We start from the raw sequence: 23202 nt of genomic DNA on the forward strand, positions 1-23202 counted from the left end.
AGCCGACCAGAACGGACCGCTGTGCCACCGACGCTCGATCCCGGCGCGAACGCTCCCGGTGCCACCGACCCGGCGCGCATCCGGAACTTCTGCATCATCGCCCACATCGACCACGGGAAGTCGACCCTGGCCGACCGGATGCTGCAGCTCACCGGTGTGGTCGACCCGCGGCAGATGCGCGCGCAGTACCTGGACCGGATGGACATCGAGCGCGAGCGCGGCATCACCATCAAGAGCCAGGCCGTCCGGATGCCGTGGACGATCCGGGAGGGCGACCGGGTCGGCGAGACCGCCGTGCTCAACATGATCGACACCCCCGGGCACGTCGACTTCACCTACGAGGTGTCCCGTTCGCTGGCGGCTTGCGAGGGCGCGATCCTGCTGGTCGACGCCGCGCAGGGCATCGAGGCGCAGACGCTTGCGAACCTCTACCTGGCGCTCGAGAACGACCTGCACATCATCCCGGTGCTCAACAAGATCGACCTGCCGGCCGCCCAGCCGGAGAAGTACGCCGAGGAACTGGCCCACCTGATCGGCGGTGACCCGGCGGACTGCATCCGGGTCTCCGGCAAGACCGGTGCGGGCGTGCCCTACCTGCTCGACGAGATCGTCCGGCAGTTCGTGCCGCCGGTCGGCGTGGCCGACGACCCGGCCCGCGCGATGATCTTCGACTCGGTGTACGACGTCTACCGTGGCGTGGTGACGTACGTCCGGGTGATCGACGGCCGGATCTCGGCCCGGGACCGGATCAAGATGATGTCCACGGGCGCGGTCCACGAGCTGCTGGAGATCGGCGTCATCTCGCCGGAGATGGTGAAGGCCGACGCGCTGGGCGTCGGCGAGGTGGGCTATCTGATCACCGGCGTGAAGGACGTGCGCCAGTCCCGGGTCGGTGACACCGTCACCATCAACGGCAACCAGGCCAAGGAGGCGCTCGGGGGCTACAAGGACCCGAAGCCGATGGTCTACTCGGGCCTCTATCCGATCGACGGCTCGGACTACCCGAACCTGCGTGAGGCGCTCGACAAGCTCAAGCTCAACGACGCCGCGTTGGTCTACGAGCCGGAGACCTCCGGCGCGCTGGGCTTCGGTTTCCGCTGCGGCTTCCTCGGCCTGCTGCACCTGGAGATCATCCGGGAGCGGCTGGAGCGGGAGTTCAACCTCGACCTCATCTCCACCGCGCCCAACGTGGTCTACCGCGCCATCACGGAGGACGGCGAGGAGATCGTCGTCACCAACCCCAGCGAGTACCCGACCGGCAAGATCGCCGAGGTGTACGAGCCGACGGTGCGGGCGACCGTGCTCACCCCGAACGACTACGTGGGCGCCGTGATGGAGCTGTGCCAGGGGCGCCGGGGCACCCTGCTCGGCATGGACTACCTCTCCGCCGACCGGGTGGAGCTGCGCTACACGCTGCCGCTGGCCGAGATCATCTTCGACTTCTTCGACCAGCTCAAGAGCCGCACCAAGGGTTACGCCTCGCTGGACTACGAGACCTCCGGCGAGCAGGCGTCCGACCTGGTGAAGGTCGACATCCTGCTGCACGGGGAGCCGGTGGACGCGTTCAGCGCCATCGTGCACAAGGACAAGGCCTACAACTACGGCACGACGATCGCGGCGAAGTTGCGCTCGTTGATCCCGCGTCAGCAGTTCGAGGTGCCGATCCAGGCGGCCATCGGCAGCCGGGTGATCGCCCGGGAGACGATCCGCGCGATCCGCAAGGACGTGCTCGCCAAGTGCTACGGCGGTGACATCAGCCGTAAGCGCAAGCTGCTGGAGAAGCAGAAGGAGGGCAAGAAGCGGATGAAGATGGTGGGCCGGGTGGAGGTTCCCCAGGAGGCCTTCATCGCCGCGCTCTCCTCGGACTCCGGTGACGGCAAGACCGCCGGCAAGAAGTAGCCACCGGGCTCTCACGACCGGCCGGCACCCCCTGCGCGGGGTGCCGGCCGGTTCGCGTACTCAGGAATTTTTCAGCTTCTGACAGCGCTCCCACCTGCGGATTCGCTCGGCGAGGGTGGTCGACGGCCGGATCGGCGGGGTCGGGGGCGGTTTCGATTTTCGGCCGGTCGGGAACTTAGCGGTCACGACAGCAACCGCACAGAACGTGCGAAACCGCTTACTTGGAGGACGACCGTGGAGTTCACCGTCTGGGGCATCATCACCGCCCTGATCGTCGGTCTGATCGTCGGCGCGCTGGGCCGGCTGGTCGTGCCGGGCCGGCAGAACATGCCGATCTGGCTGCACATGCTGATCGGCGTCGGCGCTGCCCTGCTGGGCACCATCGTCGCCCGGGCCTCCGGCTTCGCCGACACCGCCGGCATCGACTGGCGTGAGCTGCTGCTGCAGGTGCTCTTCGCCGCCATCGCGGTGGCCCTGGTGGCCGGTGTCGGCCGTCGGCGCGGCGTCACCCACCACTGATCGCGTACCACGCGCCTCGACGGGCGCCCGGCCTCACCGGCCGGGCGCCCGTCGGCGTTTGCGCATTGAACCCCGTCGGTGCGGCGGCGCTACCGGCAATGGCACCCCGAGCTGGGATTTGAGCGAGAAGCAGCAGCTCAGGGCCGGTCTGAACAATTCGTCACCCGAGTCGGTTTGGGATTTTGACGGGTCGGGAACTTAGCGGTCACGACAGAAACACACGGAATCGTGTGAACGGATCTGAAGGAGGAGGGCGACCATGGAGCTCACCGTCTGGGGCATCATCACGGCGCTGGTCGTTGGTCTGATCGTCGGCGCGCTGGGCCGGCTGGTCGTGCCGGGCCGGCAGAACATGCCGATGTGGCTGCACATGCTGATCGGCGTCGGCGCCGCGCTGCTGGGCACGATCGTCGCCCGGGCCTCCGGCTTCGCCGAGACCGCCGGCATCGACTGGCGCGAGCTGATGCTGCAGGTGCTCTTCGCCGCCATCGCGGTGGCCCTGGTGGCCGGTGTCGGCCGCCGGCGCAGCGTCTCGCGCTACTGACCCCCGCACCACCGCTTCGACGGGCGCCCGGCCATTGGCCGGGCGCCCGTCCGCGTATCCCCGCTCTGAGCTGCCCGGACGGCACCCCTGCCGCCCGGGCGTTCGCCTGCGATACCGTCGCCTCGGCCGCCCGCCGTGAACCTCCCCCTGTTGTAAAGGAAATTTTCCTACTAAGGTGCGGCGGAGAAGGTTAGTGCCAAACGGCCCTGAGGGAGATATGGCGTGAACAGGTGGAAGCGGCTGGCTCCGGTCACCGCCATCGTGGCGTCGGCCGCGCTGGTGCTGACCGGTTGCGGTGGCTCCGGCGACGACGACAAGGCCGCCGACAACAGCAAGCTGACGGTCTGGATGATGGGCGAGGGCGGCGACGCCCAGACCGCGTTCCTCGACACGGTCGAGACGGAGTTCAAGAAGAAGCACCCCGAGACCGACGTCGTGGTGCAGTACATTCCCTGGCTCGAGGCGCCGAAGAAGTTCCAGGCCGCGCTGGCCGGTGGAGAGGGCCCGGACGTCACCGAGCTGGGCAACACCGAGACCCAGGGCTGGGCGGCCCAGGAGGCGCTCGCCGACGTCACGGACAAGTTCAACGGCTGGTCCGAGGGCAAGGACATCCTGCCCGACCTGGTGAAGAACGCCCAGCTCGACGGCAAGCAGTACGGCGTGCCATGGTACGCGGGCGTGCGCGCCGTCTACTACCGCACCGACTGGTTCGCCGAGGCCGGCGTGAAGCCGCCGACGAACTGGGACGAGATGGTCGCCGCCGCCAAGGCCGTCCAGGCCAAGAAGCCCGGCACCTACGGCATCGCCCTGCCCGGCAACTCGGAGCTGCCGTTCTACTCCTTCCTCTGGGCCGCCGGCGGCGAGATCGCCACCAAGGACGGCGACAGCTGGAAGTCCGGCTACAACACGCCCGAGGCGCAGAAGGCGGTCAAGTTCTGGACCGACCTGGTGACCGTGCACAAGGTCGCCCCGCCCGCCTCGGCCGGCTGGAACGAGGTCGACGCCCGCACCCAGTTCGCCACCGGCAAGGCCGCCATGGCGTTCGCCGGTAGCTGGCAGGGCGGCGCGATGAAGAAGGACAACCCGGACATCGAGAAGGTCTGGGGCACGTTCCCGATCCCCGGCCCGGACGGCAAGGCCGCCCCGGCGTTCGCCGGTGGCTCCGACATCGCGGTCTGGAAGGACAGCGAGCGGCAGGCCCTGGCCTGGGACTACACGACCGTGCTGCTGAGCAAGCAGAAGGACCAGGAGTTCGCCTCCAGCCTCGGCTTCTTCCCGGTCTACAAGGACCTGGTCAGCGGCGGCAACTACGCCGACGACAAGGTGATGGCCGCGTTCGCCACCGCCATCCAGAACACCAAGCTGACCCCGCTCACCCCCAAGTGGGTCGAGGTCAGCCGCACCAAGACGGTGACCCAGGCGATGAACAGCTCGGTCATCAAGGGTCAGAAGTCGGTCGAGAAGGCAACCGCCGACGCGGCCACCGAGATGGAAAGCATCCTCAACGCCAAGTGACCACGCTGACCAAGGCCACCGACGGGGCCGCCGCGCGGGAGAACCCCGCGCGGCGGCCCCGCCGAAAGGTGGACCGCCTCCCGTACCTGCTGCTCCTGCCCTGCCTGGCGATCATCGCCGTGCTCCTGCTCTGGCCGCTCGGCCAGGTCGTGATGATGTCCTTCTACAAGCTGGACAGCGTCCGACAGCTCCGGGGGGACCGCGAGTGGCCGTGGGTCGGCCTGGCCAACTACGCGCAGATCCTCGGCGACCCGTTCTTCCGTACGGTGTTGCGCAACACCGTGCTCTTCGCGGTCGCCAACGTGGCGCTGACCATGGTGCTCGGCACGCTGGTGGGGCTGCTGCTCAACCGGCTCGGCAAGAAGATGGCCACGTTCGTGGCGAGCTGCGTGATGCTCGCCTGGGCCACCCCGGCGCTCACCGGCACCATCGTCTGGAAGTGGATCTTCGACGACACGAGCGGCCTGGTCACCTGGCTGTTCAACAAGCTGCCCGACGGCCTCTCCACCACCCTGTTCGGGCGCAGCGACTGGACCGGCTACGGCTGGTTCAACGACCCGCTGCTGTTCTTCGGCATCCTGACGCTGGTGGTGGTCTGGCACTCGTTCCCGTTCATCGCGGTGAGCGTGCTGGCCGGGCTCAAGAGCGTGCCGACCGAGCTGCAGGAGGCGGCCCGCGTCGACGGCGCCGGCCCGTGGCGGGTCTTCTGGTCGGTCACGTTCCCGATGCTGCGGCCGGTCTTCGGCATTCTCGTGGTGCTCTCCACGATCTGGGACTTCAAGGTCTTCACCCAGCAGTTCGTGCTGGCCGGCGGCACCCAGGACCGGTCGACGTTCATGCTGTCGATCTACTCGTACGCGGAGGCGTTCTCGCCACCGCCCAAGTACGGCCTCGGCTCCGCGATCGCCGTCATCCTCACCGTGATCCTGCTCGTGGTCACCGCCCTGTACGTCCGCATGGTGCTTCGGCAGGAGGACGAGTCGTGAAGAAGCTCGCGCTCAACGGAGCCGGCCTGCTGGTCGCGCTCTTCGCCGCGTTCCCCGTCTACTGGATGATCGCGACCTCGCTGAAGCCCAACCGGGAGATCTTCTCCGCCACGCCGCGCCCGGTGCCGGCGGAGCCCACCCTGGAGCACTACCGGGAGATCCTCACCGGCAACCTGATCCCGGGCGTGACGTTCCTCGACTTCTTCCTCAACAGCGTGCTGGTCGCGGTGGCCACCGTGCTGCTGAGCGGGCTGGTCGCGCTGCTCGCCGCGACCGCGGTGGCCCGGTTCCGGTTCAAGCTGCGCACCAGCTTCCTGATCCTGCTCCTGGTGGTGCAGATGATCCCGCTGGAGGCGCTGGTCATCCCGCTGTTCCTGATGATCCAGCGGCTCGGCCTCTACAACACGCTGCCCAGCCTGATCCTCACCTACCTGGGCTTCTCGCTGCCGTTCGCGGTCTGGATGCTGCGCGGCTTCGTCGCGGCGGTGCCGAAGGAGTTGGAGGAGGCGGCCGCGATCGACGGGGCCAGCCGGGCGCAGACCTTCCGCAAGGTGCTCTTCCCGCTGGTCGCGCCCGGCCTGGTGGCGACCAGCATCTTCTCCTTCATCACCGCCTGGAACGAGCTGATCTTCGCGCTGACCTTCATCAACGACCAGCAGAAGTACACGCTGCCGGTGGCGATGACGTTCTTCTTCGGGCGGGACGACACCGCCTGGGGTTCGGTGATGGCCGCGTCCACCCTGTTCACCCTGCCGGTGATCGTGTTCTTCCTGCTGGTCCAGCGCCGGATGGTCTCCGGACTCGTGGCGGGCGCGGTGAAGGGCTGAGCCTGATCCGATCAGGTGTCGGCGAAGACCTCGGCCAGCACCTGCGTCGCCGGGTCGCCCTTCACCCGGGCCCAGGTGCCCTGCTCGGCCGTCCACTCCAGGCTGCCGAAGCGGACCGACTTCACGCCGTGGTCGTCGGCGTGCGAGACCAGCCAGTGCGCGTACCGCCAGCCGTTGCGGTCGTCGCTGGCCGGCACCGTCAGCCCGGTCAGGTTCGACGCCGCGGTCAACCGGGGCAGTCCCCAGTCGAGCGTCAGGCCCTCCAGCACCGCGCTGGCCGCGGCCGGCCCGCGCATGGTCGGCGTCGAACCGACCGTGCAGGCCACCGCGCCGGTCGCCGAGCCGAGCAACGCGCGGCTGAGGACCTCCGACTCGTCCGCCCACTTCTCGTACGCCTCGGGGTAGGCCGACCGCTGCACCCGCTGGGCGGCCTCGGTCACCCGCATCTCCTCCCAGCCCCGCACCTTCTTCAGCGCGGCGTAGAACTTCCGCGCCGCGTAGCGCGGGTCGCGGATCTCCTCCGGGGTGCCCCAGCCCTGGCTCGGGCGCTGCTGGAACAGCCCGAGCGAGTCCCGGTCGCCGTGGGCGATGTTGCGCAGGTGCGACTCCTGGTAGGCGGTGGCCAGCGCCACCACCACGGCCCGCTCGGGCATTCCGCGCTGCATGCCGATGGCCGCGATGGTGGCCGCGTTTGCCATCTGGTCGGCGCCGAGCACCACCTCGCCGTCGGCCTGCACGGTGCAGGTCCGGCTGGCCAGCGGCAGCCGCAGGTGGTGACCGAACTGCTTGGTCACGAACCAGATCGCGAGCAGAGCCAGTACGCACACCACCACACCAGATGCCACGATCGACGCTCGCGTCCGCACCAGCACCCCCAGTCACGACAGTCCGACCAGCGTACGTCGCCGGCGCCGCTTCCCGACTCGGCCGACCGGCCTGCTCGCCCCCGCGTCACCGGCCCGTGACGGGTCGCTGTTAAAAGGGGCCCCCGCCTATACCGAATACGTTAGGAAGGGGCCCCTCCTTTCATTCTCCGGCGGGCACCCACGCGGCGGGGCGCTTCTCGCGGAACGCGAGCACCCCCTCCCGCCCCTCGCCGGAGAGGAAGTACCCGGTGGAGAGCGCCGCCAACTCGGCGATCTCCGCCCGCAGGTCGGTCGCGGACGGCCGGCGCAGCAGCTCCTTCGCCCCGGCCAGCGCGGCCGGCGCCCCCTTCACCAGCGAGGCGCAGAAGCGCTCCACGGCGTCGTCCAGCCCGTCCGCCGGCACCGCGGCGGTGACCAGGCCGATCTCGGCGGCCCGCCGCCCGTCGAACGTGTCGCCGGTCAGGTACAGCTCGGCGGCGGCCCGCGGGCTCAGCCGGGGCAGCACGGTCGCCGAGATGACCGCCGGGATCACGCCGATCCGCACCTCGGTGAACGCGAACGTGGCCGCCTCGGCGCAGACCGCGAGGTCGGCGGCGGCGATCAGGCCCAACCCGCCGGCCCGGGCCGGCCCGGCCACCTTCGCCAGCACCGGCTTCGGGCACTCCCGCACGGCGACCAGCACGTCGCCGAGCATCCCGGCCGGCACGGTCCCGCTGGCGTACGCGGCGGCGGTCTCCTTCAGGTCGGCGCCGGAGCAGAACACCGGGCCGGTGTGGTCCAGCACGATCACCCGGACCGCGTCGTCGGCGACCGCCGCGGCCAGCCCGGCCAGCAGCTCGGTCATCAGCGGGGTGGAGAGCGCGTTGCGGTTGTGCGGGCTGTCCAGGGTGAGGGTGGTCACCCCACGGGCCGTGGCGACCCGCACGAGAGCGTCCGGAGAGGTCATGCCGGGCACACTAGTGGCCATGCCCGGCGTCCTTCCAGAAGGTGAACCCGTCCCGCGCGACGGGTCGCTGCCCGCTGCCGCCCGCCGCGCCGTCGGCGCCCGCGGCTTCGGGGTGTACGTGCACGTCCCGTTCTGCGCCAGCCGGTGCGGTTACTGCGACTTCAACACCTACACCGCCGCCGAGCTGGGCGGCGGGGCGAGCCGGGAGACGTACGCCGACACCGTGCTGGCCGAGCTGGCGCTCGCCGGCCGGGTGCTGGGCGACTCCCCGCCGCCGCGGGTGGACACGGTCTTCGTCGGCGGCGGAACTCCCACCCTGCTGCCCGCCGACGACCTGGCCCGGATCCTCGACGGGATCGACCGCACCTGGGGGCTGGCCGCCGACGTCGAGGTGACCACCGAGGCCAACCCCGAGTCGGTGACCCCGGAGTCGCTGAAGACGCTGCGGGCGGCCGGCTACACCCGGATCTCGCTGGGCATGCAGTCGGCCGCGCCGGGGGTGCTCGCGGTGCTCGACCGGCGGCACGGCGCGGGCCGGGCCACCGCCGCCGCCCGGGAGGCGCGCGACGCCGGGTTCGACCACGTGAACCTGGACCTGATCTACGGCACGCCGGGGGAGACGGCGGACGACTTCGCGGCCTCGCTGGCCCAGGTGGTCGACGCGGGGGTGGACCACGTCAGCGCGTACGCCCTGATCGTGGAGGACGGCACCCGGCTGGCCGCGCGGATGCGCCGGGGCGAGCTGCCGTACCCCTCCGACGACGTGGCGGCGGACCGCTACCTGGCCGCGGAGGCGGCGCTCGGCGCGGCCGGTTTCTCCTGGTACGAGGTGTCCAACTGGGCCCGGTCCGAGGCGGCGGCGTGCCGGCACAACCTGCTCTACTGGACCGGCGCCGACTGGTGGGGCCTGGGCCCGGGGGCGCACAGCCACGTCGGCGGCGTGCGCTGGTGGAACGTGAAGCACCCGGCGGCGTACGCGGAGCGGCTGGCGGCCGGGGCGTCGCCCGCGCTGGCCCGGGAGCGGCTCACCGGCGACGAGCAGCACATGGAGGACGTGATGCTGCGGCTGCGTCTCGCCTCCGGGCTGCCGCTGGACGTGCTGGACACCGCCGGTCGGGCCGGCGCCGAGCGGGCCCGGGTGGGCGGGCTGCTCGACGCCGGGGCGTACGCCGAGGGTCGGGCCGTGCTCACGTTGCGCGGCCGGCTGCTGGCCGACGCGGTCGTGCGCGACCTGCTGCCCTGACCGGTCGGTCGGCCGAGGACCTCGGCCGACCGGACCTGGTCACTTGGTGAAGCTGTAGCTCATCGGGTAGCGGTAGAGCACGCCGTCGTTCGCCTTGACGCCGCCGATGATCCCGAAGATCAGCGGCACGAGCCAGACGAGCATCGGGACGAAGAACAGGATGCCGCAGGTGACCAGCGTGAGCACCCAGGCCAGCACGCCGGCGACGGCCCAGGTGATCTGGAAGTTCAGCGCCGCCACCGCGTGCGCGCGGACGGTCGGCGACTGCTGCCCCCGGGTCATCAGCGCGACGAGCGGGGCGACCCAGCCGAGGAGGCCACCGCCGATGATCACGCCGGCGGCGCCGCCGAAGTGCGCGACCAGGGCCCAGGTCTTCTCGTCGTTGTTGGCGTAGGCGGCCGGGCCGTACCCGGCGCCGGCGGGGTAGCCGGCCCCGTAGCCCGGGGCACCGCCACCCGGCGGGGGATAGCCACCCGGCGGAGGGTAGCCACCCGGCGGGGGATAGCCACCCGCCGGAGGCTGGCCGCCCGGGGGCGGATAGCCACCGGGCGGGGGATAGCCGCCTCCGCCCGGGGCCCCGGACAGTGGTGCGGTGGGGGGCTCGTCGGCCGGCGACGAGCCGTAGGGGGCCGACGGCGCGGCCGGGTCGGGCTGGGGGTTGGGGTCCCCCGCTCCGGGCGGGCGAGGAGGTTCAGTCATGCACGTCACGGTAGGTCCCGGGAGCAAGCGGCACCAGGGCTGTTCGGCCCCGGCGCGGCGGGCCGGACCGGCGGGCCGGACCGGGGGTGCGCCACTGATCATCGCGTCGGCGGGGGTGCCGACGTAGACTGGCACTCGCTACAGTCGAGTGCCAGCCGCCCGGCGGATGCCGCGCGTCGCCCGGCCGAGGTGCGTCAGGAGGTGGGGGAGATGGGTCTCGACGACCGCAAGCTCGCCGTGCTGCGCGCCATCGTCGAGGACTACGTCCACACGCAGGAGCCGGTGGGCAGCAAGGCCCTTGTCGAACGGCACCAGCTCGGCGTCTCGCCGGCGACGGTGCGCAACGACATGGCGGTGCTGGAGGAGGAGGGCTACATCCGGCAGCCGCACACCAGCGCCGGCCGGGTGCCCACCGACCGCGGCTACCGCCTCTTCGTCGACCGGCTCTCCCGGGTCAAGCCGCTCAGCCCGGCCGAGCGCCGGGCGATCGAGCGTTTCCTGGTCGGCGCGGTCGACCTCGACGACGTGGTGCATCGCACGGTCCGGCTGCTGGCCCAGCTCACCCGGCAGGTCGCGGTGGTGCAATATCCCAGCCTGGCGCGGTCCAAGGTGCGCCACCTGGAACTGGTGCCGATCTCCACCACCCGGCTGATGGTCGTCATGATCGCCGACACCGGGCGGGTCGAGCAGCGGCTGGTCGAGCTGCCCGCCCCGGTCCCCGCCGAGGACGTGACCGACCTGCGCCGGCTGGTCAACGAGAAGCTGGTCGGCAGCCAGCTCGCCGAGACGCCGCCGCTGGTGCAGGCGCTCGTCGAGGAGTCCGCGCCGCACCTGCGCCCGGCCATGACCACGCTCTCCACGGTGCTGCTGGAGACGCTCGTCGAACGGCACGAGGAGCGGATCGCGCTGGCCGGCACCGCCAACCTGACCCGGGGCGGCCTGCTCGACTTCCAGGGCTCGCTGCGACCCATCCTCGAGGCGCTCGAGGAGGAGGTCGTGCTGCTCAAGTTGATCGGCGAGACGGAACCGAGCAACGCCACCCGGGTGCTCATCGGCGACGAGAACGAGATCGACAACCTGCGGGCCGCCTCGGTGGTCAGCACCGGATACGGCCCGGGCGCCACCATCGTGGGCGGGCTCGGCGTACTCGGGCCGACCCGGATGGACTACCCCGGCAATATCGCCATGGTGAGGGCCGTGGCACGCTACGTGGGCGAGCTGCTGGCCCAGAACTGACCAGTCAGGGCCGACGGCCGGCTGCGGCCGACGACCGGCGAGACGCGAGACGAACATGAGGACACCGAACCCAGTGGCCAGGGACTACTACGGCATTCTCGGCGTGAGCCGGGACGCCTCCGACGACGACATCAAGCGTGCCTACCGCAAGCTGGCGCGGCAGTACCACCCGGACGTGAATCCGGACCCGGAGGCACAGGAGAAGTTCAAGGACATCAACGCCGCGTACGAGGTCCTCTCGGACGACCGGAAGCGGCAGATCGTCGACCTCGGTGGCGACCCGCTCGCCCCGGGCGGCGGCGGCGGGGGCCCGGGCGGCCCGGGCGGGGCCGGCCCGTTCGTCGGCTTCCAGGACATCATGGACGCGTTCTTCGGCGGCGCGGCGGGCGGCAGCCGGGGTCCCCGGCCGCGTACCCGGCCGGGCGCCGACGCGATCCTGCGCCTGGAGCTGGACCTCAACGAGACCGCGTTCGGCGTCGAGGCGCCGATCACCGTCGACACCGCGGTGCTCTGCACCACCTGCTCCGGCGCCGGCACCGCCGCCGGCACCCACCTGGCCACCTGCGAGGCGTGCGGCGGCCGGGGCGAGGTGCAGTCGGTGCAGCGGACGTTCCTCGGCCAGGTGGTCTCCGCCCGGCCGTGCACCGTCTGCCAGGGCTACGGCACCACGATCCCGCACCCCTGCCCGACCTGCGCCGGCGACGGCCGGGTGCGCACCCGCCGCTCGCTGACCGTCAAGATCCCGGCCGGCGTCGAGGACGGCATGCGGATCCGGCTGGCCCAGCAGGGCGAGGTCGGCCCGGGCGGCGGCACCGCCGGCGACCTCTACGTCGAGATCCACGAGCGGACCCACGACGTCTACTCCCGCAAGGGCGACGACCTGCACTGCCGGGTGACCGTGCCGATGACCGCCGCCGCGCTCGGCACCCGGCTGACCATCAAGACGCTCGACAGCGAGGAGGTCGTCGACGTCAAGCCGGGCACCCAGCCCGGCAGCACGCTTCGGCTGCGCGCCCGCGGCGTGCCGCACCTGCGCGGCACCGGCCGGGGCGACCTCTACGTCCACCTGGACGTGCGCACCCCGACGAAGCTCGACGCCGACCAGGAGCGGATGCTGCGCGACTTCGCCAAGACCCGCGGTGAGGAGGTCGCCGAGCTGACCAAGCAGGGCGGTTTCTTCTCCCGGATGCGCGACGCCTTCAACGGGCACGCCTGACGTGTCGGCGCCGCTGTTCCTGGTCGAGGCGCTGCCCACCGGTGACACGGTGACGCTGGACGGCCCCGAGGGCCATCACGCGGCCACCGTGCAGCGGCTGCGCGTCGGCCAGGAACTGCTGCTCGCCGACGGCCGGGGCGGGACCGCCGCCGCGGTGGTCACCGCCGTCGGCCGGGGCACCCTCGACCTGCGGATCACCACCCGGGGGTACGCCGACGCGTGCGTACCCCGGCTGGTCGTGGTGCAGGGGATCGCCAAGGGCGACCGGGGTGAGCTGGCCGTGCAGGCGATGACCGAGGTCGGGGTGGACGAGATCGTGCCCTGGGCGGCGTCCCGCTCGGTCACCCAGTGGCGCGGCGACCGGGGCGTACGGGCCCGGGAGAAGTGGGCGGCCACCGCCCGGGAGGCCGCCAAGCAGGCCCGCCGCCCGTGGCTGCCGGTGGTGGCCGGCGCCCCGGACGAGTCCACCGCCACTGTCACCCGGCGGATCGCCGGCGCCGCCGCGACGTTCGTGCTGCACGAGGAGGCCGACGAGCGGCTGAGCACGGCCGAGCTGCCGTCGACCGGCGAGATCGTCCTGGTGGTCGGCCCCGAGGGCGGCATCGCCGAGCCGGAGCTGGCCGCTTTCCGCGAGGCCGGCGCCCGTACCGTGCGCCTGGGCCCGTCCGTGCTGCGCACCTCCACCGCCGGGGTCGCCGCGCTCAGCGTGCTCGCCACCCGCCTGGGCCGCTGGTAGGCCCTCGGTCAGGGGCGCGGGAAGATCGGCACCGGCTGGTCCTCGGGGCCCAGGTCCAGGCCCGCCGGGCCGATGATCAGCGGGTCGGGCGTGCCGACCACGTCGACGTCCTTGCCGTCGTAGTCGAACCTGTGCAGCACGTGCCGCATCGCCTCCAGCCGGGCCCGCTTCTTGTCGTTGCTCTTCACCACCGTCCACGGCGCGTCCGCGGTGTCGGTCCAGAAGAACATCGCCTCCTTGGCCTCGGTGTACTCGTCCCAGCGGTCGAGTGAGGCCAGGTCCATGGGGGACAGCTTCCACTGCCGCACCGGGTCCACCTTGCGCACCACGAACCGGGTGCGCTGCTCGTTGCGGGACACCGAGAACCAGAACTTCACCAGCCGGATCCCGGAACGCACCAGCATCCTTTCCAGGTCCGGGACCTGCCGCAGGAACTCCAGGTACTCGTTACGGGAGCAGAAGCCCATCACCCGTTCCACGCCGGCCCGGTTGTACCAGGACCGGTCGAAGAGCACGATCTCGCCGGCGGTCGGCAGGTGGGCCAGCCAGCGCTGGAAGTACCACTGGCCGGCCTCCCGCTCGTCCGGCTTGACCAGGGCGACGACGCTCGCCCCGCGGGGGTTGAGGTGCTCCATGAAGCGCTTGATGGTGCCGCCCTTGCCGGCGGCGTCGCGGCCCTCGAAGAGGATCACCAGCCGCTCGCCGGTGTCCTTGATCCAGTCCTGGAGCTTGAGCAGTTCGATCTGCAGCAGCCGCTTCTGGTGGTCGTACTCGTCCCGGTCGAGGCGCTGCTCGTACGGGTAGTCGTCACGCCACGTCTCGACGGGGCTGCCGTCCGGCCGCAGCAGCACGGGGTCGTCGTCGTGCCCGTCGACCACGCGGTAGTCGGCGGCGATGTCCAGCAGCTCGGTGTCGGCCATGCCCGGGGTACCTACCCCGTCACCCGGTTTCGACGCGTCAGCTCCGCAGGTAGGACGCGCCGTTCAGGTCGACGATGGTGCCGGCGGCCCACTCGGCCTCCGGGCTGGCCAGCCAGTGCACCGCCGCCGCGATCTCCTCCGGACGGGCCACCCGACGGAACGGCGACTGCGCCCGCACCGCCTCGCCGCGCTCGCTCTTGAGGTGCTCGTTGGTCATGTCGGTCTCCACGAAGCCCGGGGCGACGCAGGCCACCCCGATGCCGTACGGCGCCAGGGCCACCGCCAGCGACTGCGCCATCGCGTTCATCCCCGCCTTGCTGGCCCCGTACGCCGGGTTGGCCGGCTCGCCCCGGAACGCTCCCCGGGAGGAGACGTTGACGATCCGCCCGCCCCGCTCCCGCATGTGCTGAGCGGCGCACCACGACGCGTTCGCGGCGCCGAACAGGTTGGTGTCGAGCACCTCCCGCCAGCGCGCCCGCCACTGCTCGTAGGTGCTCTCGAAGACCGGGTGCGGCGGGTCGGCCGGCCCGAACACGCCGGCGTTGTTGACCAGCACGTCGAGCCCGCCCAGCAGCCCGGCGGCGGCGTCCACCATGGTCCGGACCGCGTCCGGGTCGGCCAGGTCGGCGCGGACCACCACGTGCCCGTCGCCGGGCAGCTCGGCGCGGAGCGCCCCGGCCAGGTCGGCGGAGTCCCGGTGGTGGATCGCGACCCGGTCCCCGCCGGCCGCGAACGCCCGCGCCACCGCCCGCCCGATGCCCCGCGAGGCCCCCGTCACCAGCACCGCCCGTCCCGCCATGCCGGCCATCCTGCCGTACGTTCCTTACACTGCTGCGATGGGAGTCGACTGCCTGTTCTGCCGGATCGTCGCCGGGGAGATCCCGGCCACCATCGTCCGTGAGACCGCCACCACCCTGGCCTTCCGGGACATCGACCCGAAGGCGCCCACCCACGTGCTGGTGATCCCCAAGGAGCACTACGTGGACGTGGCCACGCTGGCGCAGGGCGACCCGACGCTCGCCGGTGAGCTGCTCAACACCGCCGCGCTGGTGGCCGAGGAGGAGGGCCTGACGGTGGACGGGTTCCGGCTCATGTTCAACACCGGCCCGTACGGCGGCCAGGAGGTCTTCCACGTGCACGCCCACCTGCTCGGCGGGGCGCCGCTGGGCCCGATGCTCTGCCGCTGACCGTGACCACGATCTCCGACCGGCTCGGCCGGATGGTGCGGCAGGCCCAGGCCAAGGGGCGGATCCCGGCCGTGTCGGCGGCCCTGCACCGGGCGGACCGGCCGCTCTGGACCTGCGCGGTGGGCGGCACCGGCAACGACACCCCGCTCGACCCGGAGACCGTCTTCCGGATCGGCTCGGTCACCAAGACGTTCACCGCGGTGCTGATCATGCAGTGCCGCGACGACGGCCTGCTCGACCTGGACGACCCGGTCGGGCGGCACCTCGACCTGCCCGCGCACGGCGAACTGACCGTGCGCCGGCTGCTGTCGCACACCGCCGGCCTGCAACGTGAGCCACACGGCGACGTGTGGGACAGCCTGCGCGCGCCGGGCGTCGACGAGTTGCTGGCCGACCTGGCCCGGGCCGAGCGGGTGCTGCCCACCGGCCGTCGCTTCCACTACTTCAACCTGGGCATGGCGCTGCTCGGCGAGCTGGTCGCCCGGCGGCGCGGCGTCAGCTGGGCCGAGGTGCTCGCCGAGCGGGTGCTCGTCCCGCTCGGGCTGACCGCCACCGCCACCGGGCCGGGGGAGCGGGCGGCCACCGGGCACCTGGTCGACGCCTACTCCGACGAGGCGCACCCGGAGCCGCCCACCGACTTCGGCGCGGTGGCGCCGGCCGCCCAGCTCTGGAGCACCGCGACGGACATGGCCCGCTGGGCGGCCTTCCTGGCCGACCCGGCCGCGCTCGACCCGGCCGGCGCGGTGCTCGCGCCGGCCACGGTCGAGGAGATGCGCTGGCCGCTCACCACGACCGACGAGTCGCTCTGGTCGGCCGGTTTCGGCCTCGGGCTGATCCTGGTGCCGCAGGCGGACCGGGTGACCCACGTGGGGCACGACGGCGCGATGCCCGGTTTCCTGGCCGCCGTCTACGGCCGGCGCGGCGGGGAGGGCACGGCCGGCGCCATGGGGTGCGCGGTGCTCGGCTCGTCCGGCGCCGGGGTGGAGGTGCTCGACCTGACGCACGCGCTGCTCGCCGCCGCCGCCGAGCACGACCCGGCCGAGATCGAGCCGTGGCGTCCCGGCCCGCCCGCGCCCGCGCACCTGCGCGGCATGCTGGGCCGCTGGTGGGGCGAGGGGTTCGAGCAGGTCTTCTCCTGGCACGACGGGGCGCTGCGGGCCCGGGGCGCGGACGACCCGGCCGGGAAGCCGCCGGCCGTGTTCGCGCCGCTGCCGGAGCGGCCCGACGTGTTCCGCACGGTCTCCGGGCGGGAGGCGGGCGAGCTGCTCCGGCTCACCCGGGACGAGCGCGGGGTGGTGGTCCGGATGCACTGGGCGACCTACCGTTTCACCCGGCGGCAGGAGGCGTTCGACGGCTACGACTTCCGGGCCGGCGGCTGACCGCCGAGCACCGGAAATGGGCGCGGTGCGTGCGGTGTCGACCCGATACGATGGGAGCTACCGCACGCCGCGCCAGCAGGGCCCGGCGCCGAGATCGGAGAGCAGGTGGCGCAGGGCCCCACGGCCCGACCTATGACCGGCACCCCACCTCCCGGCCCGCCCCGGGCGCAGACCAGGATCACGGTTTCCGACCCGAAGATCATGGTGAACCTGCTCGGCGCGGGCGACGAGATCCTGCGACTCGTCGAACGTTCGGTCACCAGCGACGTCCACGTGCGCGGCAACGAGATCACCATCACCGGTGCGCCCGCCGACAACGCCCTCGCCGAGCGCCTCTTCAGTGAGCTCCTCGAGTTGATCGAGAAAGGCGAGACCCTGACCACAGACGCCGTCCGGCGTACCGTCGGCATGCTCGAGCAGGGCAGCGCCGAGCGGCCCGCCGAGGTCCTGACGCTCAACATCCTCTCCCGGCGCGGCCGCACCATCCGTCCCAAGACGCTCGGGCAGAAGCGCTACGTCGACGCGATCGACTCGCACACCATCGTCTTCGGCATCGGTCCGGCCGGCACCGGCAAGACCTACCTGGCGATGGCGAAGGCCGTCCAGGCGCTCCAGGCCAAGCAGGTCAACCGAATCATCCTGACCCGGCCGGCGGTCGAGGCGGGCGAGCGGCTGGGCTTCCTGCCCGGCACCCTGAACGAGAAGATCGACCCCTACCTGCGCCCGCTCTACGACGCGCTGCACGACATGCTCGACCCGGAGTCCATCCCGAAGCTGATGGCCGCCGGCACCATCGAGGTCGCGCCGCTGGCATACATGAGGGGCCGCTCGTTGAACGACGCGTTCATCATCCTGGACGAGGCGCAGAACACCACGCCCGAGCAGATGAAGATGTTCCTCACCCGGCTCGGCTTCAACTCGAAGATCGTGGTCACCGGCGACATCACCCAGGTGGACCTTCCCGGCGGGACGAGCAGCGGCCTGCGGGTGGTCCGGGAGATCCTGAACAACGTCGAGGACGTGCACTTCGCCCAGCTCTCCAGCTCGGACGTGGTTCGCCACAAGCTGGTGGGCGAGATCGTCGACGCGTACGCCCGCTGGGACGCCGAGCGGGAGAACCAGCAGGCGCAGAGCGTGCACGCCGTGCCGGGGCGCACCGCCCAGGGCGGCCGGGCCGGCCGGCGCCGCTAACCCACCAGAGGAAGACAGTTGTCCATCGAGATCGCCAACGAGTCCGGTGCCGACGTCGACACCGACGCCGTGCTCGCCGTCGCCCGGCACGCCCTCGACGAGATGGGGGTCAACCCCCTCGCCGAGCTGTCCGTGCTGCTTGTCGACATCGAATACATGTCGGAGCTGAACCACCGCTGGATGGGTGGGGACGGCCCGACCGACGTGCTCGCCTTCCCCATGGACGAGGGCAGCGTCGACCACGGGCCGGGGGAGAGCGCCCCGGCCGGCGGCGAGCCGGCCCTGCTCGGCGACATCGTGCTGTGCCCGGAGGTGGCGGCCAAGCAGGCGGCCACCGCCGGGCACTCCGCCGCCGACGAGTTGCACCTGCTCACCGTGCACGGCGTGCTGCACCTGCTCGGCTACGACCACGCCGAGCCGGAGGAGGAGCGGGAGATGTTCGGTCTCCAGGCCCGGCTGCTGGCCAGCTGGCGGTCGACCCGGTCGCGGTGATGGTTCCTCTCGCGGCCGGTGCCCCGGCCGGTCTGCCCGATCTCCAGCTCCTGTTCTTCGGCGCCGGGCTGGTGGTGCTCGCCGGCCTGATCGCGATGACCGAGGCGGCGCTGGCCGCGGTCTCCCCGGCGCGTGCCGCCGAGTTGGCCCGGGACGGGGCGCGGGGCGCGCGCGCCCTCCAGGCGGTCGCCGGTGACGTGGTCCGCCATCTCAACCTGCTGCTCCTGCTCCGCCTGCTGGCCGAGCTGACCGCGACCACGCTCGTCGCGCTGGTGGCGGTCGACACGTTCGGCGCCGGCTGGCGGGCGGCGCTGGTGACCGCCGGGGCGATGACGGTGGTGAGCTTCGTGGTGGTCGGTGTCGCGCCGCGCACGCTGGGCCGGCAGCACGCGTACGCGGTCGGCCGGGCGGTCGCGCCGCTGGTGCGCTGGCTGGGCCGGGCGCTCAACCCGCTGGCGTCGCTGCTGATCCTGATCGGCAACGCGGTCACGCCGGGCAAGGGTTTCCGCGAGGGGCCGTTCGCCACCCAGGTGGAGCTGCGTGAGCTGGTTGACCTGGCCGAGCAGCGCGGTGTGGTGGAGCACGGCGAGCGCCAGATGATCCACTCGGTCTTCGCGCTCGGCGACACCATCGCCCGGGAGGTGATGGTGCCGCGCACCGAGATGGTGTGGATCGAGGAGCGCAAGTCGCTGGCCCAGGCGCTGGCGTTGTTCCTGCGCTCCGGGTTCTCCCGCATCCCGGTGATCGGTGAGAACGTCGACGACGTGCTCGGGGTGCTCTACCTCAAGGACCTGATCCGGCGCACCCAGGGCGACCGGGGGGCGCGGCAGATGCCGGTGGCCGAGCTGATGCGTCCCGCGACGTTCGTGCCGGAGTCCAAGCCGGTGGACGATCTGCTCTCCGAGATGCAGGCGGCCCGCAACCACCTGGTCATCGTGGTCGACGAGTATGGCGGCACCGGGGGCCTGGTCACCATCGAGGACATCCTGGAGGAGATCGTCGGTGAGATCACCGACGAGTACGATGTCGAACGCCCACCGGTGGAGCACCTGCCGGACGGGGCCGTGCGGGTGACCGCTCGGCTGCCGGTGGAGAATCTGGGCGAGCTGTTCGACACCGAGCTACCCACCGACGAGGTGGAGACGGTCGGCGGCCTGCTCGCCCAGGCGCTCGGCCGGGTGCCCATCCCGGGCTCCGGCGCCGAGGTGGCCGGTCTGAGCCTGGTCGCCGAGGGCACCACCGGCCGGCGCAACCGGATCGACACCGTCCTGGTGAGCCGGGCCGGGCCGGGTTCCGCGCCGGAGGGCGTGGGGCCGGCCGAGTCCCGTGGCAACCCCAACCGTTCCGAGGAGAGGCAACCCGCCGATGCCTGAGTCAGCCGCCGTGCCGGCCGCACTGCCCACCCCCGCCGATCCGGCCGAGCTGAGCGCGGAGGACGGCAAGCTCGTCGTCCTGGCCCGGGGCGCGCGGGGCCGGGTGGGGGCCGTGGAGGGTGCGGCGGTCCGTGACCAGGACGGCCGGACGTACGCGGCGGCGAGCGTCGCGCTGCCGTCGCTGACCCTGACCGCGCTCCAGTTGGCGGTCGCCTCGGCGGTGGCTGCCGGCGCGAGCCGGCTGGAGGCGGCGGTGGTGGTGACGGAGGCGTCGACGCTCGACGGGGCCGGGCACGCCGCGGTGCGTGACCTCTCCGCGGACGCGCCGATCCACGTGGCCGCGCCGGACGGCGCCGTCCTCGGCACGGTGGTCGAGTGACACCGCCCGAGGTGCGCCCCTACCGGGCCGGTTTCGCCTGTTTCGTCGGCCGACCGAACGCCGGCAAGTCGACGCTGACCAACGCGATCGTCGGCACCAAGATCGCGATCACGTCGAGCAAGCCGCAGACCACCCGGCACATCATCCGGGCGGTGCTGCACCGGCCGGAGTCGCAGCTCGTGCTGGTCGACACGCCGGGTCTGCACCGTCCCCGCACGCTGCTCGGCGAGCGCCTGAACGACCTGGTCCGGGAGACCTGGAGCGAGGTCGACGTGATCGGGCTCTGCGTCCCGGCGAACGAGCCGGTCGGCCGGGGCGACCGGTTCATCACCGGCGAGCTGTCCAGCCTCAAGGCCACCGTGCTCGCCGTGGTCACCAAGACCGACCTGGTGGACAAGAAGCGACTGGCCGAGCAGTTGCTCGCGGTGAGTGAGCTGGCCGACTTCGCGGCCGTGGTGCCGGTGAGCGCGGTCTCCGGGCACCAGGTCGACACGCTCGTCGACGTGATGACCGACTACCTGCCGGAGTCGCCGCAGCTCTACCCGGACGACATGCTCACCGACGACCCGGAGCAGGTGCTCGTCGCCGAGCTGGTCCGGGAGGCGGCGCTGGAGGGGGTGCGGGACGAGTTGCCGCACTCCATCGCGGTGGTGGTGGAGGAGATGATCCCGGAGGGCAACCTCACGAAGATCTACGCGGATCTCTACGTGGAGCGGTCCAGTCAGAAGGCGATCGTGATCGGTCACCGGGGCAGTCGGCTCAAGCACGTGGGGAGCACGGCGCGCCGGCAGATCGAGGAGCTGCTCGGCACCCGGGTCTATCTGGATCTGCACGTGCGGGTGGCGAAGGACTGGCAACGCGATCCGAAGCAGCTGCGCAAGCTCGGCTTCTGAGGTCACGTTCGGCCAGGCCTATGGGACATCTCACCTCGAACGGACGTCCTTACACGTTTCACAGCTTGCCGGAGCAGGGTAGGAGCCACTGTCCCTGCCTCCGGACCCTGCTGCGAGCTGATGCGAAACCGCTACCTCGACCTGCTTCGCTTCCTGGCCATCCTGCGCGTCGTCACCTACCACGTCACCGGCTACGCCACGCTCACGCTGGTGTTCCCGGCGATGGCGGTGATGTTCGCGTTGGCCGGGTCGCTGATGGCCGCGTCGCTGGATCGCAGCGGGCTGCCCGCGGTCGGGCGCCGGCTGCGGCGGCTGCTGCCCTCGCTCTGGGTGCTCGCTGCGGTCTTCGTGCCGGCGATGCTGCTCACCGGGCTGACGTTCAGCCCGAAGGTGCTGCTCTGGCTCTTCCCGATCAGTGACCCGCCGGCCAACTACTGGGGTGGGCTGGCGCTCAGCCCGATCTGGTACCTGCGGGACTACCTGTGGTTCGTGCTCGCCTCGCCGCTGGCGCTCTGGCTGTTCCGCCGGGCGCCGCTGCCCACGCTGGCCGCCCCGTACGCGCTGCTCGCCGCGATCGAGTTCGGCATCCTGCCGAACCCGCCGACCGTGCTGCGCGAGTTCGGTCTCTACTTCGGCGCCTGGCTGCTCGGTTTCGCCCACCACGACGGGCTGCTGCGGCGGATGCGCAACCGGGTGCTGCTGCCGCTCGCCGCGGTGGTGGGCGCGGCCGGGCTGGCCTGGATCGTCACCCACCCCGGCCCGCGGGGGTACGACATCAACGACATCCCGCTCGGCAACGCGCTCTGGGCGACGGCGTTCATCCTGGTGGCGATCGGTCGGGCGCCGACCGGCGCGGCCTGGGTCGACCGCGTCCCGGTGCTCGGCCGGGCGGTGACCGTGGTGAACCGGCGGGCGCTGACCGTCTACCTGTGGCACATGCCGTTCGTGGTGGCGCTCACCCCGCTGGTGGGCCTGGTGGGTTGGTCGCCCACCGACCCGGTCGGCCTGTGGCTGCGGGTGGGTCTGGTCTTCGCGCTGGTCGGGGTGGTGACGTTGCTGGTCGGCTGGGTCGAGGACGTCGCGGCCCGGCGTACCCCCGAACTGGTGCCGGGCAAGCCACGACGGTCCGCGGCCGATCGGGCGGCCGACGCCCCGGCGAGCCCGGCCCCGGCCGGCGCGGCGGGCGGGCTGGTCGGCGCCGGGGCCCGGGCGCCGGCGCCGCGCCGGAGCCCCGAGCGGTCCGCCGACCGGGTCGCCGGGCCGGAGCGCGCCCGGCGGGGGAGCGGCGGCTCGCTCAGCGACCCGTGACGGTGACGTTGCCGCTGGTGGCGGAGACGTCGAGCAGCAGGGACGCGCCCGGGTCGTTCGTCACCTGCACGTCGGTGTCGCCCGACCTGGCGTCGGCCCGCACCCGGTAGCGGCCGTCCGGCACGACCAGGTCGACGTTGCCGCTGGTGGCGTGCAGCCGGGCCGGGGCCGGCTGGTCCAGCTCGACAGTGAGGTTGCCCGAGGTCGCCTCCGCGTCGACCGCGGAGGCGAGCCGGCGGGCCTCGATGTCGCCCGACTTGGCCCGCAGCCGGACCGGTCCGCCCCCCTCGACCAGCCGGATGTTGCCCGACGCGGTGTCGGCGCGCACCTCACCGGTCGCCCCGCTGATGGTGAGGTCGCCGGAGCTGAGCGTGAACTCCACGGCCCCGACGTCGGTGAGGTCGACGTTGCCGGAGCCGGTGCCGCCGCGCACCGCCACGCCCTTCGGCGCGGTCACCTCCCAGGAGATGCTGCACCGGTGGCCGCAGTCGGTGGGCAGCACCAACTCGTCGCCCTTGAGCTCGTAGCGGCTCTCCGGCTCGCCGCCCTGGTAACGCACCGTGCGCTTGATCTTCACCTGGTCGGCGGGGCCGTTGCCCCGGATCGTCACGTCGCCCGAACCCCCGTCGTCCACGGTGATCCGGGTGACCTTCGCGCGTTCGGTCTGGTCGTAGTCGAGCCGGCGGAACGACAGGGTGTCACACCCGGCGAGCACGATGAGCGTGGCGGCGGCGGTCGCGGCCATCACCGCACGACCCGTTCGGAGCGAAGCCATGGCCAGAACCCTAGGTCCGGCGAGGCGGCCGGCACATCGGGGATGGGCCGCCGGTCCACCCCGATCCGACCCT

Annotated in this window: 24 protein-coding genes; 18 read left to right on the forward strand and 6 right to left on the reverse strand. The window is 72.1% G+C overall.

Annotated elements, in window-relative coordinates:
- The first annotated feature begins 21 nt into the window (after positions 1-21).
- The 6 genes from lepA (at position 22) to O7598_RS06030 (ending at position 6290) form a co-directional block, all read left to right on the forward strand.
- Positions 22-1899, forward strand: coding sequence for a translation elongation factor 4 (gene lepA, locus O7598_RS06005; RefSeq protein ID WP_269690370.1), 1878 nt, complete (start codon positions 22-24; stop codon positions 1897-1899).
- Positions 1900-2133: 234 nt separating this feature from the next.
- Positions 2134-2418: a GlsB/YeaQ/YmgE family stress response membrane protein gene (locus O7598_RS06010; RefSeq protein WP_269690371.1), complete on the forward strand. Its 285-nt coding sequence runs from the start codon at positions 2134-2136 to the stop codon at positions 2416-2418.
- A 259-nt stretch (positions 2419-2677) separates the two neighbouring features.
- The gene (locus O7598_RS06015; protein WP_098746948.1) at positions 2678-2962 is read left to right on the forward strand and encodes a GlsB/YeaQ/YmgE family stress response membrane protein; all 285 of its coding nucleotides are present in this window, start codon (positions 2678-2680) and stop codon (positions 2960-2962) included.
- A gap of 222 nt (positions 2963-3184) precedes the next feature.
- Positions 3185-4477 carry a sugar ABC transporter substrate-binding protein gene (locus O7598_RS06020; protein WP_269690372.1) on the forward strand — a complete coding sequence of 431 codons (1293 nt, stop codon included), beginning with the start codon at positions 3185-3187 and terminating at the stop codon, positions 4475-4477.
- A complete protein-coding gene (locus O7598_RS06025) occupies positions 4474-5463 on the forward strand; it encodes a carbohydrate ABC transporter permease (protein ID WP_269690373.1) in 990 nt (329 codons plus the stop codon). Before O7598_RS06020 ends, O7598_RS06025 begins: the two co-directional genes overlap by 4 nt.
- The gene (locus O7598_RS06030) at positions 5460-6290 is read left to right on the forward strand and encodes a carbohydrate ABC transporter permease (protein ID WP_269690374.1); all 831 of its coding nucleotides are present in this window, start codon (positions 5460-5462) and stop codon (positions 6288-6290) included. Before O7598_RS06025 ends, O7598_RS06030 begins: the two co-directional genes overlap by 4 nt.
- Positions 6291-6301: 11 nt before the next feature.
- On the opposite strand, the gene O7598_RS06035 is transcribed toward O7598_RS06030, so the two are convergent.
- Both O7598_RS06035 and O7598_RS06040 read right to left on the reverse strand, forming a co-directional pair.
- Positions 6302-7162 (reverse strand): hypothetical protein, encoded by an 861-nt coding sequence (locus tag O7598_RS06035; RefSeq protein WP_269690375.1) that lies wholly within the window; start codon positions 7160-7162, stop codon positions 6302-6304.
- A gap of 154 nt (positions 7163-7316) precedes the next feature.
- Positions 7317-8102: an enoyl-CoA hydratase-related protein gene (locus O7598_RS06040; RefSeq protein ID WP_269690376.1), complete on the reverse strand. Its 786-nt coding sequence runs from the start codon at positions 8100-8102 to the stop codon at positions 7317-7319.
- A 19-nt stretch (positions 8103-8121) separates the two neighbouring features.
- Between O7598_RS06040 and hemW the strand changes: the two genes are divergently transcribed.
- Entirely contained in the window at positions 8122-9345 is a 1224-nt protein-coding gene (hemW, locus tag O7598_RS06045) for a radical SAM family heme chaperone HemW (protein WP_269690377.1), read from the forward strand.
- Positions 9346-9384: 39 nt separating this feature from the next.
- Here the strand turns inward: hemW and O7598_RS06050 are convergent, their stop codons facing one another.
- Complete coding sequence (locus O7598_RS06050) at positions 9385-10044, reverse strand: DUF4870 domain-containing protein (protein WP_269690378.1); 660 nt, start codon at positions 10042-10044, stop codon at positions 9385-9387.
- 210 nt (positions 10045-10254) lie between these two features.
- On the opposite strand from O7598_RS06050, the gene hrcA reads away from it, so the two are divergent.
- The 3 genes from hrcA (at position 10255) to O7598_RS06065 (ending at position 13232) form a co-directional block, all read left to right on the forward strand.
- Positions 10255-11280 (forward strand): heat-inducible transcriptional repressor HrcA, encoded by a 1026-nt coding sequence (hrcA, locus tag O7598_RS06055; RefSeq protein WP_269690379.1) that lies wholly within the window; start codon positions 10255-10257, stop codon positions 11278-11280.
- Between the two features lie 73 nt (positions 11281-11353).
- Entirely contained in the window at positions 11354-12496 is a 1143-nt protein-coding gene (gene dnaJ / locus O7598_RS06060; RefSeq protein ID WP_269694766.1) for a molecular chaperone DnaJ, read from the forward strand.
- Between the two features lies 1 nt (position 12497).
- On the forward strand, positions 12498-13232 hold the full coding sequence (locus O7598_RS06065; protein ID WP_269690380.1) for a 16S rRNA (uracil(1498)-N(3))-methyltransferase: 735 nt from the start codon (positions 12498-12500) through the stop codon (positions 13230-13232).
- Positions 13233-13240: 8 nt separating this feature from the next.
- Here O7598_RS06065 and ppk2 read toward each other — a convergent pair whose 3' ends face one another.
- Positions 13241-14152 (reverse strand): polyphosphate kinase 2, encoded by a 912-nt coding sequence (gene ppk2, locus O7598_RS06070; RefSeq protein ID WP_269690381.1) that lies wholly within the window; start codon positions 14150-14152, stop codon positions 13241-13243.
- Positions 14153-14189: 37 nt separating this feature from the next.
- Positions 14190-14951 carry an SDR family NAD(P)-dependent oxidoreductase gene (locus O7598_RS06075; RefSeq protein WP_269690382.1) on the reverse strand — a complete coding sequence of 254 codons (762 nt, stop codon included), beginning with the start codon at positions 14949-14951 and terminating at the stop codon, positions 14190-14192.
- Between the two features lie 37 nt (positions 14952-14988).
- Between O7598_RS06075 and O7598_RS06080 the strand changes: the two genes are divergently transcribed.
- From O7598_RS06080 to O7598_RS06115, 8 genes are all read left to right on the forward strand, one after another.
- Positions 14989-15339: a histidine triad nucleotide-binding protein gene (locus O7598_RS06080; protein WP_091071336.1), complete on the forward strand. Its 351-nt coding sequence runs from the start codon at positions 14989-14991 to the stop codon at positions 15337-15339.
- Positions 15340-15341: 2 nt separating this feature from the next.
- A complete protein-coding gene (locus O7598_RS06085) occupies positions 15342-16718 on the forward strand; it encodes a serine hydrolase domain-containing protein (RefSeq protein ID WP_269690383.1) in 1377 nt (458 codons plus the stop codon).
- A gap of 132 nt (positions 16719-16850) precedes the next feature.
- Complete coding sequence (locus O7598_RS06090) at positions 16851-17909, forward strand: PhoH family protein (protein WP_269690384.1); 1059 nt, start codon at positions 16851-16853, stop codon at positions 17907-17909.
- An 18-nt stretch (positions 17910-17927) separates the two neighbouring features.
- Positions 17928-18401 (forward strand): rRNA maturation RNase YbeY, encoded by a 474-nt coding sequence (gene ybeY, locus O7598_RS06095; RefSeq protein WP_091071329.1) that lies wholly within the window; start codon positions 17928-17930, stop codon positions 18399-18401.
- Complete coding sequence (locus O7598_RS06100; RefSeq protein ID WP_269694767.1) at positions 18377-19774, forward strand: hemolysin family protein; 1398 nt, start codon at positions 18377-18379, stop codon at positions 19772-19774. The genes ybeY and O7598_RS06100 overlap by 25 nt, the downstream gene beginning before the upstream one ends.
- Entirely contained in the window at positions 19767-20153 is a 387-nt protein-coding gene (locus tag O7598_RS06105) for a cytidine deaminase (protein WP_091071324.1), read from the forward strand. The genes O7598_RS06100 and O7598_RS06105 overlap by 8 nt, the downstream gene beginning before the upstream one ends.
- On the forward strand, positions 20150-21046 hold the full coding sequence (gene era, locus O7598_RS06110) for a GTPase Era (protein WP_269690385.1): 897 nt from the start codon (positions 20150-20152) through the stop codon (positions 21044-21046). Before O7598_RS06105 ends, era begins: the two co-directional genes overlap by 4 nt.
- 120 nt (positions 21047-21166) lie before the next feature.
- Positions 21167-22354: an acyltransferase family protein gene (locus tag O7598_RS06115; RefSeq protein WP_269690386.1), complete on the forward strand. Its 1188-nt coding sequence runs from the start codon at positions 21167-21169 to the stop codon at positions 22352-22354.
- Here O7598_RS06115 and O7598_RS06120 read toward each other — a convergent pair.
- Complete coding sequence (locus O7598_RS06120) at positions 22341-23129, reverse strand: DUF4097 family beta strand repeat-containing protein (protein WP_269690387.1); 789 nt, start codon at positions 23127-23129, stop codon at positions 22341-22343. The two genes, O7598_RS06115 and O7598_RS06120, sit on opposite strands and share 14 nt — an antisense overlap.
- Between the last annotated feature and the right edge of the window lie 73 nt (positions 23130-23202).

The organism is Micromonospora sp. WMMC241, from assembly GCF_027460165.1.
GTDB classification, from domain to species: domain Bacteria; phylum Actinomycetota; class Actinomycetes; order Mycobacteriales; family Micromonosporaceae; genus Micromonospora; species Micromonospora humi.